Annotated in this window: 11 protein-coding genes; 5 read left to right on the forward strand and 6 right to left on the reverse strand. The window is 66.7% G+C overall.

Going from position 1 to position 16,065, the window contains the following annotated elements:
* The first annotated feature begins 76 nt into the window (after nucleotides 1-76).
* From GUV69_RS08415 to GUV69_RS08425, 3 genes are read left to right on the forward strand one after another with little or no spacing between them, the layout of a single operon-like run.
* Nucleotides 77-1,186 (forward strand): AAA family ATPase, encoded by a 1,110-nt coding sequence (locus GUV69_RS08415; protein WP_164201430.1) that lies wholly within the window; start codon nucleotides 77-79, stop codon nucleotides 1,184-1,186.
* A 13-nt stretch (nucleotides 1,187-1,199) separates the two neighbouring features.
* The gene (locus GUV69_RS08420; RefSeq protein WP_164201432.1) at nucleotides 1,200-2,636 is read left to right on the forward strand and encodes a DUF58 domain-containing protein; all 1,437 of its coding nucleotides are present in this window, start codon (nucleotides 1,200-1,202) and stop codon (nucleotides 2,634-2,636) included.
* Nucleotides 2,633-5,176, forward strand: coding sequence for a transglutaminase TgpA family protein (locus GUV69_RS08425; RefSeq protein WP_164201434.1), 2,544 nt, complete (start codon nucleotides 2,633-2,635; stop codon nucleotides 5,174-5,176). The genes GUV69_RS08420 and GUV69_RS08425 overlap by 4 nt, the downstream gene beginning before the upstream one ends.
* 54 nt (nucleotides 5,177-5,230) lie before the next feature.
* Here GUV69_RS08425 and GUV69_RS08430 read toward each other — a convergent pair whose 3' ends face one another.
* Nucleotides 5,231-6,730: an NAD-dependent succinate-semialdehyde dehydrogenase gene (locus GUV69_RS08430; protein ID WP_164201436.1), complete on the reverse strand. Its 1,500-nt coding sequence runs from the start codon at nucleotides 6,728-6,730 to the stop codon at nucleotides 5,231-5,233.
* A gap of 226 nt (nucleotides 6,731-6,956) precedes the next feature.
* Complete coding sequence (gene rsmI / locus GUV69_RS08435; RefSeq protein ID WP_208786704.1) at nucleotides 6,957-7,844, reverse strand: 16S rRNA (cytidine(1402)-2'-O)-methyltransferase; 888 nt, start codon at nucleotides 7,842-7,844, stop codon at nucleotides 6,957-6,959.
* A gap of 118 nt (nucleotides 7,845-7,962) precedes the next feature.
* Between rsmI and GUV69_RS08440 the strand changes: the two genes are divergently transcribed.
* Both GUV69_RS08440 and GUV69_RS08445 read left to right on the forward strand, forming a co-directional pair.
* Nucleotides 7,963-9,645: a dolichyl-phosphate-mannose--protein mannosyltransferase gene (locus GUV69_RS08440; RefSeq protein WP_164201438.1), complete on the forward strand. Its 1,683-nt coding sequence runs from the start codon at nucleotides 7,963-7,965 to the stop codon at nucleotides 9,643-9,645.
* Between the two features lie 59 nt (nucleotides 9,646-9,704).
* The gene (locus tag GUV69_RS08445; protein ID WP_164201440.1) at nucleotides 9,705-11,537 is read left to right on the forward strand and encodes an AMP-dependent synthetase/ligase; all 1,833 of its coding nucleotides are present in this window, start codon (nucleotides 9,705-9,707) and stop codon (nucleotides 11,535-11,537) included.
* On the opposite strand, the gene GUV69_RS08450 is transcribed toward GUV69_RS08445, so the two are convergent.
* From GUV69_RS08450 to GUV69_RS08465, 4 genes are all read right to left on the reverse strand, one after another.
* The gene (locus GUV69_RS08450; protein WP_164201442.1) at nucleotides 11,534-12,787 is read right to left on the reverse strand and encodes a TIGR01906 family membrane protein; all 1,254 of its coding nucleotides are present in this window, start codon (nucleotides 12,785-12,787) and stop codon (nucleotides 11,534-11,536) included. The genes GUV69_RS08445 and GUV69_RS08450 overlap by 4 nt on opposite strands.
* Before the next feature lie 80 nt (nucleotides 12,788-12,867).
* Complete coding sequence (locus tag GUV69_RS08455; protein ID WP_164201444.1) at nucleotides 12,868-14,106, reverse strand: L,D-transpeptidase; 1,239 nt, start codon at nucleotides 14,104-14,106, stop codon at nucleotides 12,868-12,870.
* A 63-nt stretch (nucleotides 14,107-14,169) separates the two neighbouring features.
* Nucleotides 14,170-15,648, reverse strand: coding sequence for an adenosylhomocysteinase (gene ahcY, locus GUV69_RS08460; RefSeq protein ID WP_164201446.1), 1,479 nt, complete (start codon nucleotides 15,646-15,648; stop codon nucleotides 14,170-14,172).
* Between the two features lie 134 nt (nucleotides 15,649-15,782).
* Nucleotides 15,783-16,037 carry a Trm112 family protein gene (locus GUV69_RS08465; protein ID WP_164201448.1) on the reverse strand — a complete coding sequence of 85 codons (255 nt, stop codon included), beginning with the start codon at nucleotides 16,035-16,037 and terminating at the stop codon, nucleotides 15,783-15,785.
* Nucleotides 16,038-16,065: the final 28 nt, after the last annotated feature.

A 16,065-nucleotide genomic window follows, 5' to 3' on the forward strand; every position in this document is an offset into this window, starting at 1 on the left:
GATGCGAACGCCCACCGCCGGGCGAAGGCAGGCCGGCTGTCCCGTCCCAGGTGATCCCCGGGCTGAAAGGTTGCAGATGGACCCCCACCGCCGCACCGCCGTCAACGAGGTGACCCCCGCCGGCCGGAACTTCACCGCCGTCTCGGAGCACGTGGGCCAGCTCAACGGACACCGGACAACCGCCATGGACGCGGCGTCATTCCACGCCGCCAGCCGCAGAATCCTGGACTCGATCAACACCGTCATCGACGGAAAATCCGACGCCGCCCGGCTGGCCCTGACCGTCTTGCTCGCGCAAGGTCACCTCCTGCTTGAAGACGTCCCCGGCGTCGGCAAGACGCTGCTGGCCAAGAGCCTCGCCCGGACCATTGACTGCACGGTCAGCCGGATCCAGTTCACCCCTGACCTGCTGCCCTCCGATGTCACAGGCGTCTCGATCTATAACCAGTCGACGCGCCTCTTCGAGTTCCGCCCGGGCGCCGTCTTCGCCAACATTGTCATCGGTGACGAGATCAACCGTGCCTCCGCCAAGACCCAGTCGGCGCTCCTGGAATGCATGGAGGAACACCAGGTCACGGTGGACGGAGATTCGTACAAGCTTGATGAGCCTTTTATGGTGGTGGCCACCCAGAACCCGATCGAGATGGAAGGGACGTACCCCCTGCCGGAGGCCCAGCGTGACCGCTTTATGGCCAGGATCTCCATGGGCTACCCGGACAAGGAATCCGAGATCGAAATGCTCGAGACCCACCAGGCAACCTCGCCGCTGGCCAGGGTATCTGCCGTGGTCACCGCGGCGGACGTCGCGGCCATGATCGCCACCGTGCAGCAGGTCTACGTTTCCCAGGCGGTGAAGGAATACACGGTCTCCGTGGGCCGGGCCACGCGCGAAAGTCCCCTGCTCCGGCTGGGCGCCAGTCCCCGCTCCATGCTTCAGCTGCTCCGGGCCGCCAAAGCGACGGCAGCCCTGGACGGCCGTGACTTCGTGCTGCCCGACGACGTGGTGGGTGTGGCGGAGTCCGTGCTGGCCCACCGCATCATCCTGGACCGCAAAGCTGCCGGCGCCGGGGAGACTCCGCACAGCGTCATCCGGGGAATCCTGTCCCGGCTCCCCGTGAACCAGGAGCCGGTCAACAGTCCGGCCCGGTCTTCCGTCCCGCAGGCCGGGTTACGGCGGAACCACTAGGCGGGGCCGTTCCGTGGCGCTCCTTGACCGGATTCCCCGGCACCTCTTCAGCCAGCGCGGCTGGGGGCTCCTCGCTGCGGGCGCGGTTTCCCTGCTGGCAGCGCAGATCATGGGACGCCGGGACCTCCTGAGCCTCAGTGTCCTGTTGATCGTCCTTCCCCTGGTTGCCCTCGCCGGGATCAGGCTCGTGAGGCCCCGCTTCCAGGTGTACCGCGAGTTCAACCCCACACCGGTGGAGACCTCCGCACCCACAACCGTCCGGCTGGCGGTTGCCCGAAGCGGCGCGGGCGGCGGACGGGCGATCATGGAGGAAAAGCTGCCGCCGAAGTTCGGGCAGTCCCCCGCCTTCCGTTTTCCGGCACGCTCGGCCACGGGCGGGACCAGCAGATACGAATACCACCTGCGTTCCAGCAGACGGGGGCAGTACCTGATCGGCCCGGTGACAGCAGAGTTCACTGATCCGTTCGGCCTGTCGCTGCACCGCCAGGCCATCGACGACGGCGACATCCTCACAGTCACTCCTGCCGCCGTCGAACTCCCGGTGACGGGGCTCGCCGGCGCCCGCGGCAACGATGGCATCACCGCCACTCGTATCCGGGCCAACCCCAGCGACGATGATGTGATGACCCGCGAATACCGGCCGGGAGACCCCATGCGGCGGGTCCACTGGGCGGCAACGGCCCGCCACGGTGAGCTGATGGTGCGGCAGGAAGAATCGGTCACGACGCCGGAAGCCACTGTCATCCTGGACCAGCGGTTCGTGGCCTTCCCGGCTGGCTCCGGCTCCGGTCACGGGGGGACGGCGGCCCGGGACAGCGACGACGTGGTCAGCAGTACGTTTGAGTGGGCTGTGGTGGCAGCGATCTCCGTCTGTACTCACCTCGCGGAACGGAACTATGCGCTGCGCCTCCTGGACCCCCGCGGCGAACCGGCCTTCCTCCGATCCCCCTCCGCACCGGAGCCGGAGACAGAGGAGTACACCGGGGCGTCAGGGCTGCAATCCATCGCCGAGAGCCTGGCCGCCATCCACCTGTCCGGCGCGCATCACGGCGTCCGGGAACGGCATGGGGCCAGGGAAGGGTCCGCCGCGCGGGAGCACGGCAGCCAGGACTCCGGTCCGGACGTGTTCGACGACTACCTGATGGACAAGCTCTCAGCCCACCGGATGCGCGGACCCATCATTGCCCTGCTCGGCAGGATTTCCACGGCCGAAGCCAAAGCTCTGGCTCCCGCCGCCGGGTACGGGGCAAACGCCTTCGCCATCATGGTGTGCGACAGGCCCGCAGATGCCGAAGAAGCGCTGGAGGCCCTCCGCCGGGGCGGCTGGCGGGCCGTGGCCGTGCAGGCTTCGGTGCCCGTTCCTGTGGCCTGGAGCCACTTTGACGAGGGCGGAGCTGCGCCGGCCACCGCTGCAGCCGACGTCCGCCGCGGGGCGGGGGTGGGACGATGACGCTCGCCCCGGAACGCAGCACCCCCCGCGACCCGCGGCCCGCTTCAACCTCCCCGGGCGGCACCGGACAGGCTCCTGCACGGAACAGGGCGGGACCGTACCCGTGGGCCATGGCCGGGGCTGTCGCCCTGTCGGTGGCCGGGGCTGCGTTGTCCCTCAACGGCGTGCTGCGTGGCTGGGCCTGGTACCTGCCGGTCCTGACCACGGTAGTGGTGGTCTGCCTGACACTTGCGGCACTTCGTGCCCTCCGCGCCCAGCCCCTGCTGGTTGCTGCCGGCGGCTTCGCATCCCTGATCGCCATCCTCACCCTGACCTTCTTCCGGAGCACGGGCATCGCCGGGTTCATTCCCTCCGGCGCAACCATGGCTGAACTGGACAGGTTCCTCCGCAGGGCCAGTGAGACTGTACTGGCCGAGACGGCCCCGGTGGCCCCCAACGCAGGCATTGTTATGGTCACCTGCGCCGTCCTTGGCCTGACCGTCATCCTCATTGATGCCCTCGCCGTGCCGCTGGGGATGCCGGCCACAACCGGGCTGGGCCTGCTGGCCATCCTGGTGGTCCCGGCAATGGTGAAACCGCAAAGCGTAGGGGTGTGGGGCTTCAGCACCGCGGTAGCGGGATACTTGCTGATTCTGGCCTGCAGCCAATGGTTTGCCCCTGATGCCCGGACGTCCGCTGACAGTGGCCGGACGCCCGGCAACCTGCGCCGGGCCGTGTTGACCGGAACCGTTGCCCTGGTGGCCACCCTGGCAGTTCCGCTGGCCATCCCGGGCTTCGACCACGGAACGTTTCCCCAGGGCTCGCGGCTGAACCCGTGGGGCAACGCAACGGGCCTGAATCCCATGATCACGCTGGGAAACAGCCTCCGGGCGCCCGCCGGGACAGGCCGCATCACCTACGCCACCAACGCGTCCGCACCGGTCTATCTGCGGACCGTGACAGTGGACAATTTCGACGGCGAAACCTGGGGGCCCGATGACCGGGACGGCGAGCGCCGGCCGGTGGCGGGACAGATCCAGCCGGGCTACGAAATCACGGCGGACGAACAGGTGCGCCAAGTGACCGCGGTGGACACCGGCAGTTTCACCAGCCAGTACCTGCCGCTGCCCTATGCCCCGGAAACAATCCGCGGGCTCAACGGCTCCTGGACGTGGGACCCTGCAACGCTCGCGGTCAAGGGAGGAAACACCAGCTCCCGCGGCCAGCAGTACATTGTGGCATCCTCAGTGCCGAAGCTCACCGCCACCATGCTCCAGCAGTCATCCCGGGAAGTGCGGGGAATTTCGGACGACTTCACCAGGATTCCCGGCGGCGTTCCGGACATCGTCCGCAGCACCGCTGATGCCGTGACTGCTTCCGGCGATAACGCCTACGCCAAGGCGATGGCCATCCAGAAGTACCTTCGTTCAGGGGAGTTCACCTACTCACTGCAGTCTCCGGTCCAGGGCGGCTATGACGGGAACGGGCTTTCGGTGCTGGCCGATTTCCTGAGCCAGAAGAGCGGCTACTGTATCCACTACTCCTCCGCCATGGCCGTCATGGCCAGGCTGGAAGGAATCCCCAGCCGCATCGCCGTAGGCTACGCGCCCGGCCGGTCCACCGGCGAGACGGTGTCCCTCGCTGGCCAGGGTGCGCTGCCCGAGTACGAGGTGGACGCCCGTGACGCGCACGCGTGGCCGGAACTCTACTTCCAGGGATTGGGCTGGGTGCCGTTCGAGCCCACGCCATCACGCGGCGTGGTCCCCGATTACGCCACCGAGCCGGTGAGCCCGGGCTCCCCCGACCTCATCGAAAACAACGACGACCTGCTGTCCGAATCCACGGCACCCGTCCCGGCTCCGAGCGCCACACCGGCACCCCTTCCGGGTCCTGGTGGCGGCAACGACGTGGGGCAGCTTCTCCTGCCGTGGCTGGCGGGGACAGCACTCGTCCTGCTTGTCCTGCTCCTCGTCGCGTCGCCGCGGCTGGTCCGGACAGGGATCCGCGCCCGGCGGCTCCGTGGCGCGGATCCGGGCAGGGACGCTCCGGGCACAGATGCTTCGCTTCCACTCGCCTGGGCTGAACTCCGCGATCTTGGCACCGACTACGGATTGCCGCCGGAGCCCAGCGAAACGCCGAGGGCGTACTCGGCGCGGCTCCGGAACTCGTCTGTGCTCGGCGGGACGGGCGGGCTGGACGACGCCGCACACCAGGCTGTCCGCTCGCTGACTTCCGACTTCGAACGTTGCCACTACGGCCCGCCCGCCGACCGTCCCGCCGCCAACCCCGCACCCGCTGGCCTGGCGGCAGGCCGCCCCGTGCGGAAGGCCGGGCCCGTTGCGCCCCGCATCGCTGCCGTGCAGCAGTCGTTGCAGGAGAATGCATCGCTTCCGGGGCGGTTGCGCGCCACCTGGCTCCCGGCGTCGGTCCTGGGCCGGTTGGCCGCGTTGCTGGCAGCGCCCTTCCAGGCAGCCGGCAGGCTCGCCCGCCGCACGGCAAAAGCCGCCGCGCGCTCCTGGTCGAGAGTGCGCGACGGCTTCGTGCGGCCCCGACGCGGCTAGCGGGCTGCTGCCGGGTCCGGTCAGCCCGCGGGTCCGGTCAGCCTGCGGGTCCCGTCAGCCTGCGTAGGGGTCCGCGATGCCGATGTACTGGGTGTAGAGGTACTCCTCGATCCCTTCGAGTCCGCCCTCGCGCCCCAGTCCGGACTGCTTGACGCCGCCGAAAGGTGCGGCGGCATTGGAAATGACGCCGGCATTCAGGCCCAGCATGCCGGTCTCCAGGCGTTCGCCCATCCGGATGCCGCGGTTCAGGTCCCTGGTGAAGACGTAGGCCACGAGCCCGTACTCGGTGTTGTTGGCAAGGCGTACGGCTTCGTCCTCGGTGCCGAAGGTGATGATCGGCGCGACGGGGCCGAAGATTTCCTCGGACAGGATCCGGGTGCCTTCGGTGACGCCGGTGAGAATGGTGGGCTGGTAGAAGTAGCCGGGGCCCTCTGCTGCCGCACCGCCCAGGACGGCCTTCGCGCCCGACGCCACGGCGTCGGTGACGAGTTCGTGGACCTTGTCCCGGCTCTTTGCATCGATCAGCGGGCCTACCTTGGATTCGGGCTCGGTGCCCCGGGCGGTGGTCATCTCCCGCATCTTCGCAGCGAACTTCTCTGCGAACTCATCCGCAACCGATTCATGCACGATGAACCGGTTGGCTGCGGTGCAGGCCTCGCCCATGTTCCGCAGCTTGGCCAGCATGGCCCCGGCGACGGCGGCGTCCAGGTCGGCGTCCTCGAACACCACGAACGGGGCGTTGCCGCCGAGTTCCATCGAGGTCCGCAGCACGGTTTCGGAGGCATCGGCGAGGAGGCGGCGGCCAACCTCGGTGGATCCAGTGAAGGACAGCTTGCGCAGGCGCTGGTCCTTGATCAGCGGGCCCGTGGTGGCACCGGCCGTGGACGTGGGAATCACGTTCAGGACACCGGCGGGCAGCCCTGCTTCCATCATGACCGCAGCGAAGAGCTGCGAGGTCAGCGGCGTCAGGTTCGCAGACTTCAGCACCATGGTGCAGCCCGCGGCGACAGCCGGAGCGATCTTGCGGGTGGCCATGGCCAGCGGGAAGTTCCAGGGTGTGATCAGCAGGCACGGGCCCACCGGCTTCTTCGTCACCAGCAGCCGGGACTTCCCGTCGGGAGATACGGAATACCGGCCAAACGCGCGCACGGCCTCCTCGGAGAACCAGCGCAGGAACTCCGACCCGTACGTGACCTCGCCCCGGGCCTCGGCGAGCGGCTTCCCCATCTCCAGCGTCATGAGCAGGGCAAAATCCTCGGCCCGCTCCGTCACCAGGTCAAAGGCCCGGCGCAGGATCTCACCGCGCTCGCGCGGCGGGACCTTGGCCCAGGACTCCTGGGCCGCCGCGGCAGCATCCAGGGCAGCAATGGCATCCTCCGGGCCGGCGTCGGCAATGCTCACCAGCACCTTGCCGGTGGCGGGATCCTCGACGTCGAACGTCTTTCCCGACGCGGCCGGCCGCCATTCGCCATTGATCAACAAGCCTGTGGGGACCGAAGTCAGCAGCCCGCTCTCACGTTCCGCAGAAACAGTTGTGTGGGCAGTGACAGTCACGATGACTCCCTCGTCAGTAAAGTACGTTCCCAGGCCCACGGGGCTGTTGCGGCCGTGTCCTGGCTGATTTCCTTCACAGTACTGCCGGGCCGAACCGACGGTCTACGCCCGGATGCACCACGCGTCCGAAGCCAGGTTGTGCAGTTGCACAGGCGTGGGCTGACCTGCCATGAGGCCCTGCGGCGAAGCCTGGTCACTCCCTGTTCAACCCCGCGCTGCGCAAACATCAGCGCGCTGCGAGCACCGCCGAATACAGCTCGCGCTTACTCACCCGGACGTCCTCCGCAACGGCAGCCACCGCTTCCTTGAGCCGGATCCCCTGGGCCATCAGTTCGTTCACGGCGGCAACGTGGTCTTCCGGGGCGCCCGGAGCCTTCTCGGGAGCACCGCCCACCACAACCGCTATCTCGCCGCGGACCTCGTTGTTTTCCGCCCAGAGCAGCAGCTCCCCTACCGTCCCGCGAATGACTTCCTCGTAGGTCTTGGTCAGTTCACGGCAGACAGCGATCCGCCGCTCCGCGCCGAAACGCTCGCGGAGCGCCCGCAGCATGGACTCCAGGCGGTGCGGGGCTTCAAAAAACACCATGGTGCGCCGCTCGGCGGAGAGGTCCGCCAGCCGGGACGCGCGTTCACCCGCCTTCCGGGGAAGGAAACCCTCAAAGCAAAAGCGGTCCGTAGGGAGGCCGGAGAGGGCCAAAGCGGTCAACACGGCCGAGGGCCCCGGCACCGCAGTCACTGTGAGTCCGGCTGTTACAGCACCCTCCACCAGCCGGAAGCCCGGGTCCGACACGGCGGGCATGCCTGCGTCGGTGACCATAACAAGGGTTTTGCCCGCACGGACCTGCTCCAGCAGCTCCGCTGTCTTCGTGGCTTCATTGTGCTCGTGGTAGCTGATAACCCTGCCTGCCACAGTGACGCCGAGACTTTGGACCAGGCGGTGCAGGCGCCTGGTGTCCTCGGCAGCGACGATGTCCGCCGTGCCGAGCAGTTCGATGAGGCGGGCCGACGCGTCTCCGGTGTTTCCGATGGGCGTGGCCGCCAGGACGATCCGGCCGGGCCCTGCTGCCACCGCACCTGACGCGGCCGGTCCTGCTGCGACGTCATCACCGGTCACCGGCCCCGCCTCAGCCACAATCGAAGGTTCGGCAGGGCTGGAATCGGCAAAGGTGCTGGGGTTAGGGTCCACCCCACCAGCCTACTGCCGGCAGGTGGCGTAAGCGTCAAAAGGTAGCATGGGGCACGTGACGCAGACCTGGATGCGGCCTGCCGAGGCCAGAGAACATGTTCCCCCGACCGGCCGCCCCTGGATTGCCCGCCCGGCGGAGGCGTTCTCCGCGGCAGCCCTGCGCGAGCGGCTCATCGGCAACGTCCGCAGCTGGCGCGACTACCCGCCGTCGCTGCAGTTCTGGTTCTGGCTGGTTCCTGTTGTGACCTCCGTGATCGGCGGCATCCTGCGTTTCGTCCGTCTGGACAGCCCTCCCAGCCTGGTTTTCGACGAAACCTACTACGTCAAAGACGCCTATTCCTACCTGGTCAGCGGCTATGAGCGCCAGTGGCCGGACAAGGCCAACGACTCCTTCAATGCAGGCAACCCGGCCATCCTCCTGGACAGCCCGGAATACGTGGTTCATCCCCCGGTGGGCAAATGGATGATCGCGGGGGGCATGTGGCTATTCGGCTCGGATAATCCCTTCGGCTGGCGGTTCGGCGCGGCCCTGACGGGCACCCTGTCCATTCTGCTCCTGACGCTGATCGCCCTCAAGCTGTTCCGGTCCCTGCCCCTGGCGGCCGCGGCAGGCCTGCTGCTCGCCGTCGACGGCCATCATCTGGTGATGTCACGGACCTCGCTGCTGGACATCTTTTTGATGTTCTGGCTCCTGGCCGCCTTTGGCGCCCTGCTCCTGGACCGCGACGACGGGCGGCGGCGCCTCGCGGCGCGGCTCGCACGGCTGGCGGCGGCGTCGACGGCGGGACGTCCGTCCGGGCGCCAGCTGCTCGCTGGACCGTGGCTGGGGATCCGCTGGTGGCGCGTCACCGCCGGCGTATGCATGGGGCTGGCCGTGGGGACAAAGTGGTCCGGCCTGTTCTTCCTTGCCGTCTTCGGCCTCCTGACGGTCCTCTGGGACCTGAACGCGCGCCGGGTGGCGGGCATCCGGGGCTGGATCAGCGGCGGAATCATCAAGGACGGCCTGCCGGCCTTTGCCAGTATGGTTCCCGTCGCTGCCCTGGTTTACACCGCCACATGGACCGGCTGGTTCCGTTCCGGGGACGCCTACTTCCGCCGCTGGGCGCAGGACAACCCCTCCTCTGCGTGGGGCTGGGTGCCTGACTCGCTCCGCTCGCTGGCGCACTACCATCTCGAGGCCTACAAGTTCCATCAGGGCCTGGGCTCGGAACACCCGTATGAGGCCAGTGCCTGGAGCTGGCTGGTGATGGGCCGGCCGACGTCGTTCTACTACCAGCAGCCGGGACCGGAAACCCTGGAGTGCGAGGCAGCCCGCTGCGCCTCGGCCATCCTCTCCGTGGGAAACCCCGTGATCTGGTGGAGTGCGGCAATCTCCCTGGTGGTCCTGCTCTTTTGGTGGGCCGGACGCCGTGACTGGCGCGCCGGGGCGATCCTGGCCGGTGTGGGGGCCGGGTACCTGCCGTGGTTCCTGTACCCGGAGCGCACCATGTTCTTCTTTTACGCCGTCTCTTTTGAGCCCTTCCTGATCCTCGCCCTGGTCTATTGCCTTGGCCTGGTCCTGGGCCGGGAAACCGAGCCGCTCTGGCGCCGGCGGTCGGGCCTTTACCTCGTTGCGCTTTTTGTAGCTGCGGCGGTCCTGCTGTCCGCATTTTTCTACCCGTTATGGACTGCGGAGACCATCCCGTACCAGGAATGGCGCATCAGGATGTGGATGCCGTCCTGGATCTAAGGCAGGATTGCATCAAACCTTTGAACGCCGCGGGAAGGCAGCGGAACGGAGACACCCCCGTGCGAGAAGCAAGCACTGAACTCCTGGTGGAGCTGGAGCCGGACAGCAATGTCACCGATCTCCTGCTCCGGCAGGAAGCCGCCAACACCGCCCACCCCCTCTACGCCCGCAAGGGTCCCAACGGCTGGACCGACGTTCCGGCGCACAAATTCCTCCAGGATGTCTGCGCCCTGGCCAAGGGGCTCATTGCCGGCGGCCTTGAGCCGGGAGACAGCGTGGCAGTGATGTCCGCTACGCGCTATGAGTGGACGCTGGTGGACTTCGCCGTCTGGTTCGCCGGTGGCGTGACAGTGCCGATCTATGAGACGTCGCCGCCCAGTCAGGTGGAGTGGATCCTGCACGACGCCGGTGCCCGGCATGTGTTCGCCGAGGACCGCGAGAAGGTGGCCATGATTGCCCGTGTAGTGGAGGGCTCGACGCTCCTGCGGGACCGGCTGGTCAGCGTAGTCAGGATGGATTACGACGGCGATGCCCCGGACCTCGCCAGCCTCTCCGCCGCCGGCACGGGCGTGACGGACGCCGAACTGGAACGCCACCGCTCGGCCGCCGGACTGGACGACGTCGCGTCCCTCGTCTACACCTCGGGTACCACCGGCCGCCCCAAGGGGTGCCAAATCACTCATGGCAATTTTGCTCTCGTGGCCGTCAACGTGGTGGCTTTCCTGCCGGAGATCCTGAAGCAACCCCATGCCCGCACCTTGATGTTCCTGCCACTGGCCCATGTGCTTGCCCGTGCAGTCCAGGTTTCGTGCCTCCATGCCGGCGCCACGCTCGGCCATGTCAACAGTTCCGCGGCGTTGCTGGAGGCTCTGGGCACGTTCAGACCGACCTTCCTCCTCGCGGTGCCCCGGATTTTCGAGAAGGTCCGGGCAGGCGCCGCGCACAAAGCTGCCGTGGCCGGCAAATCCAGGATTTTCGCCGCGGCAACCGCTGTCGCCATCCGCTATTCCACCGAACAGGACAGCGCCGCCCGCGGCCAAGGAAACGGGCCGGGCATCACGTCGCGGCTGAGACATGCCCTCTTTGACCGGCTGGTGTATTCCAGGATCCGCCAGCTTTTCGGCGGCCGGGTGCAGCATATGGTTTGCGGGGCCAGCCCACTGGCAGCCGACGACGCGCACTTCTTCCGTGGTGCCGGCATACCGGTCCTTGAGGGTTACGGCCTGACCGAGACCACCGCACCCTGCACAGCCAACACTCTAACCCGCACCCGGGTGGGAAGCGTGGGCATCCCCCTGCCGGGAACCACCATCCGGGTGGGGGAGGACGGCGAGGTGCTGGTGAAAGGCATCGGCGTGTTCAAGGGATACCACGCCAACGACGCCGCCAACGCGGAAGCCTTCGTGGACGGGTTTTTCCGCACCGGGGATCTAGGCGAACTCGACCCGGAAGGCTTCCTGACCATCACCGGCCGCAAGAAGGACCTGCTCGTCACCGCCGGGGGGAAGAACGTGGCGCCGGGTCCGCTTGAGGAGAAAATCCGAGCCCACCAACTGGTTGACCATGCGGTCGTGGTGGGCGACGGGAAGCCGTTTGTTGCCGCCCTCATCAGCCTGGATCCTGCCGGACTCGAAAACTGGTGCCAGGAAAACAAGATGCCGCTCCTGTCCCTGCCCGAAGCCGCCCGGGATCCCCGCGTTCGGCAGTCCATTCAAACGGCGGTGGACCAGGCGAATACGCTGGTTTCCCATGCTGAGGCCGTCCGGAAATTCACTGTCCTGACCGCAGCACTGACGGAAGAATCCGGCCACCTGACGCCCTCCCTCAAACTCAAGAGGGCCGCCGTCGTCAATGATTTTGAAGCGGAGATCGCCGGGCTGTACGGCAGCTAAACGGGAACGCCGGGGGCGTCCTTCTCAACCTTGGCGAGCCCGCGGCGGCGGCGTGTGGGCCAGGTGAGGATCAGGGTCACCAGTGAGGCCAGAAGCACCAGCCCGGCGATCACGATCCCGGCATCAATCCAGAACTGGCCGGGGAAGAGCCGGATCAGGGTGTCTTCCAAGGCAAAGGTCCACGAGCCGCTTGCAAAGAAGAGGCGGTGGAACTCGGTGAAGAACTGCTGCCAGCCCAGCACAGCCAGAGCCGCGAGAGCCAGGATGATGGCCAGGGAAATGATGGATCCGGCGAACAGGCCCCGGCGCACGCCACCCGTGCTCTTGCGGCGCAGGTAGGCGATGGCCACGATACTGAGCACTATCAGGAGCGCCCCCGCCCCGAAGGCGGAAAGGATAACGAGCTTCACGTCCGCCATGTGGCTGACTTCGCCGTCCTTGAACAGGCTGTCACCGCTTCGGTTGACGAGGTCACCGAGATACCGCGGGCCCGCCCAGTTGCTGAGGTAGTCCACGGTGTAGGAGCCGTACGTCATACGGTCCTCGGTGCTGAAGCCGTACCCGTCACCGGGAAAACCAGGCCTGTTGTATTCGACCCAGAGGAACAGCGGGCTGGTCACGGCGCGCACGGCGAGCACCAGGAGAATGACGGGGTAGAAAAACGCCAGGAGGACCTGCCAGATACGCGGCGCAACAGGTTTGGCGTTGGCGGCACTCTCGCGCTCGGCATTGCGGCGCTCCACTTCGTCCTGCGGCGGGCGGACCAGAAGCGCGGATGTCGGGAGCGGTTCATGGAAGGGAGCTGCCTCGTGCCGGGCTGCGCCGGGGAGGGGAGCTTCCTTCCCGGTCCTGGCCCCTGAAGACCCGACGGCGGCTGAAGACCCGACGGCGGCGCGCTGGGTTTCAGCGGAATCGGATCCAGACCGTTCGGCTCCTCCGCGGCGCCCGGCAACGGCGCGTTCCACGGCGGTGGGTTCGGCGGTGGAACGTTGAGCGGTGGAACGTTCGTGGCTGGCGCTGTCAGGGCTGGAAGATGCAGGGCTGGATGCCTCAGCGTTGGCAGGCTCAGCAGCGGAAGTCTCCGCCCCGGAAGGTTCGGCGGCGGCCTCCGCGGCCTTCCGGTCCGCGCGGCTTTCGGGTTGACCCGTCATCCAGGAAAAAGCGGGTTCGTCCGAGTCGGATGAGGTGTCGAGGACCGGATCCGGCTGCGGCTCCGAGCGTTTGGCAGGGGTCGGCGAATTGTCGTTCACAGCAGCGTCACTTCCGTTGAGGTTCGCGTTGCCGGCTCTGGTCCGGGCAGCGCGATGTGTCTGGTCTTGAGCCTACCGGCCTAGTTGTCATACTCGGCCCAAGGGATGTTCCAGTCCCCGTAGCCGTCGTCGACGGCTGCGTAGTCGCCCTCTGTGTTGATGATTTGAACGACGTCGCCGGTGGTCATGTTGTCAAAGACCCAGGCGGCGCCGTCGGGAGCGAAGCCAATACAGCCGTGGGAGACGTTCGTGTTTCCGATGAACGGGTAGGCGGACTCGAGTGCCTGGTGGATGTAGGCGCCGCTGAGTGTCAGGCGGATGGCGTACTCCACGTCCACGTTGCCGTAGTAGGCGGGGTCGCCGGGCTTGAGCCCGATGCTGGCGGCCCGGAAGTGGTCGTAGCGGTTCTTTTCCATCAGCACCGCGTAGCCTCGGGCCGACGGGAAGCGTTTGTCCCCCATGCTGACCGGGAGGGTTTTGACTACCTGGTCATTGACGCTGAGGGTAAACGTGTGCGCGGCGGCATCGGCGATGGCCACCTTCTTGTCGCCGAAACGGATGTTCGCCTTCTTGTTGAAGTTGGCGATCTGGCCGTTGCCGAGGTCCACGCCGAAGAGCTTCATGTCCATGGTGACGGTGGAGTTGGCAGCCCAGAAGGCTTCGGAACGGTAGCGGACCATGGTGTCGCTGAACCAGTGGAAGGCCCCCGCCTGGCCGGCACTGGAGGTAATGGTGATGGCCTTCTCCACCGCCTCCCGGTTGAGCACGGGCTCACTGAAGACAACCTGCAGGGGCTGCCCCACACCTACCTTCATACCGTCCAGAGGATAGATGGCGGCATCGGCTTCATGCGTGCTGGACACGGTATTGAACGACTGCGTGGCCGTTGTTTCGCGTCCCGCGCTGTCCGTGACCACATAGGTGTAGCTGTACTCTGTGTTGAACTTCAGCGGGGCCGTGGCAGTCCAGCTGCTGCCATCAGCCGCGAACGCGCCCTCGACCGCCTCACCGGAGGTACTGGTGAGGGTGACGCTCTCGATCCTGCCATTACCCACTGTGACTGAAACCGGGGTTGCAGGGTTCACCTGTTTGGCGGCGTCGGCAGGGGTGATGTCCACTTTCACGGGAGCGACCACCGGCGAGGCCAGGCCCGGAGCCGAGCGGACGGCGGATGCTGCTTCCGACTCCAGCGCCCCGCGCGCGAAGCCGGGCGCAACCGCCGCAAAAACACCGCCTGCAGCAGCAAAGGCGCAGACGGCTGCCACAACGAGAATCTTCTTGGCGGTCGACATACGGCGTGGCTTTACTTCAGGCTCCATAGTCCGATCTTAATGGTTGAAGGTAACAACCCCGGGCGCGGTCCGCGCCCGGGGAGTCACACCTCAGTAACGATAATGCTCGGGCTTGTACGGGCCTGCGACGTCGAGGTCCAGGTACTCGGCCTGTTCCTTGGACAATTCCGTCAGCTCGACATCCAGTGCGCCCAGGTGCAGCCTGGCCACCTTTTCGTCGAGGATCTTGGGCAGGACATAGACCTGGTTGTTGTATTCGCGGTCGCCTTCGGGCTGGTCCCGCTTGGTCCACAGTTCGATCTGCGCGATGGTCTGGTTCGCGAAGGAGTTGCTCATGACGAAGGAAGGGTGGCCGGTGGCGTTGCCCAGGTTCAACAGGCGCCCCTCGGACAGGACGATGATGGACTTCTCGGCGTCCGTGCCCTGGTCAAACACCCACTCGTGCACCTGGGGTTTGATTTCCACCTTCTTGACTCCGGGGATGCGGGCCAGGCCGGCCATGTCGATTTCGTTGTCGAAGTGGCCGATGTTGCCCACGATGGCCTTATCACGCATGCCGGCCATGTGCTCGGCCATGATGACGTCCTTGTTCCCGGTGGTGGTGATGAAGATGTGGCCTTCACCCAGCACGGACTCCAGCCTGGCAACCTGGTAGCCGTCCATCGCTGCCTGCAGTGCGCAAATGGGGTCGATTTCGGTGACAATAACACGGGAGCCCTGGCCGCGGAAGGCTTCTGCAGCACCCTTCCCGACGTCGCCGTAACCGCAGACAACCGCCACCTTGCCGCCCATCAGGACGTCTGTGGCCCGGTTGATGCCGTCCGGCAGGGAATGGCGGATACCGTACTTATTGTCGAATTTGCTCTTGGTGACCGAGTCGTTGACGTTGATGGCCGGGAACAGCAGTTTGCCCTGCTCAGCCAACTGGTAGAGGCGGTGCACACCGGTGGTGGTTTCCTCGGTGACGCCGCGCAGGTGGGAACCGATGCGGGTCCACCGCTGCGGGTCCTCCTGCAGGGACGCACGAAGAACGTCCAGGAAGATCCTGCCTTCTTCGGATTCGTCCTCGGCTGCTGTCGGCACAGAACCGGCTGCCTCGAAGTCAACACCCTTGTGAACCAGCATGGTGGCGTCGCCGCCGTCATCCAGGATCAGGTTCGGGCCCAGCTCCGGAGCAGCATCCGCGCCGGGCCAGGTGAGGATCTGCTGGGCCGTCCACCAGTACTCTTCGAGGGTTTCGCCCTTCCAGGCAAACACCGGCACGCCCTGCGGGTCCTCAACTGTACCGTTGCCCACCACCACGGCGGCGGCGGCTTCGTCCTGGGTGGAGAAGATGTTGCAGGAGGCCCAGCGGACCTCGGCGCCGAGCGCGGTGAGGGTCTCGATCAGGACGGCGGTCTGCACCGTCATGTGGAGGGAACCGGCGATCCGCGCACCTTTCAGCGGCTGGCTGGCGCCAAACTCCTTGCGGAGGGACATCAACCCGGGCATCTCGTGTTCGGCAAGGCGGATCTGGTGGCGGCCGGCTTCGGCCAGCGAAATGTCGGCAACCTTGTAGTCAAATGTCATGGGATTCCTTTGCTCTGTCCGATGTCGGCAACGACGCTAAAGCGTCTGCGTAGAAGTTATGTGGTGAATGGCAACTGCGTTGGCGGGCTCCCGGTGAGGTCCGGCCGCTAACGGCAGGGGCCTGGCGGAATTGCCTAGGCTGCACCGGCCGGGCGCGTGCCGTCGGCAGGCGGAGCCACCGAATCGTGCTGGTCGGAGCCGGCTGCGTTGGCGGCCTGCAGCAGTTCCGGGGGCAGCAGCAGCGGGATCCCGTCCTGGATCGGGTAGCGGAGCTTCACGCCGGAATCTCCTGCCGCCGTCGATACAAGCTCGTCGCCTTCCTGGACCAGCGGCGAGCCGGTCACGGGACAGCGCAGGACGGACAACAGGTCAGGGTCGAGCTTTGCCATGGTTGATGCTCCCGGAAGGGCGCGTATT

Source organism: [Micrococcus luteus] ATCC 49442, from assembly GCF_010367585.1.
Classification (GTDB): domain Bacteria; phylum Actinomycetota; class Actinomycetes; order Actinomycetales; family Micrococcaceae; genus Arthrobacter; species Arthrobacter luteus_A.

Excerpts from the sequence above, each read along its gene's own strand:
- GUV69_RS08425 (WP_164201434.1), top strand. The coding sequence starts at position 2,633 with ATGACGCTCGCCCCGGAACGCAGCACCCCCCGCGACCCGCGGCCCGCT.
- GUV69_RS08415 (WP_164201430.1), top strand. The coding sequence starts at position 77 with ATGGACCCCCACCGCCGCACCGCCGTCAACGAGGTGACCCCCGCCGGC.
- GUV69_RS08440 (WP_164201438.1), top strand. The coding sequence starts at position 7,963 with ATGGGGCACGTGACGCAGACCTGGATGCGGCCTGCCGAGGCCAGAGAA.
- ahcY (WP_164201446.1), bottom strand. The coding sequence starts at position 15,648 with ATGACATTTGACTACAAGGTTGCCGACATTTCGCTGGCCGAAGCCGGC.
- GUV69_RS08455 (WP_164201444.1), bottom strand. The coding sequence starts at position 14,106 with ATGGAGCCTGAAGTAAAGCCACGCCGTATGTCGACCGCCAAGAAGATT.
- GUV69_RS08465 (WP_164201448.1), bottom strand. The coding sequence starts at position 16,037 with ATGGCAAAGCTCGACCCTGACCTGTTGTCCGTCCTGCGCTGTCCCGTG.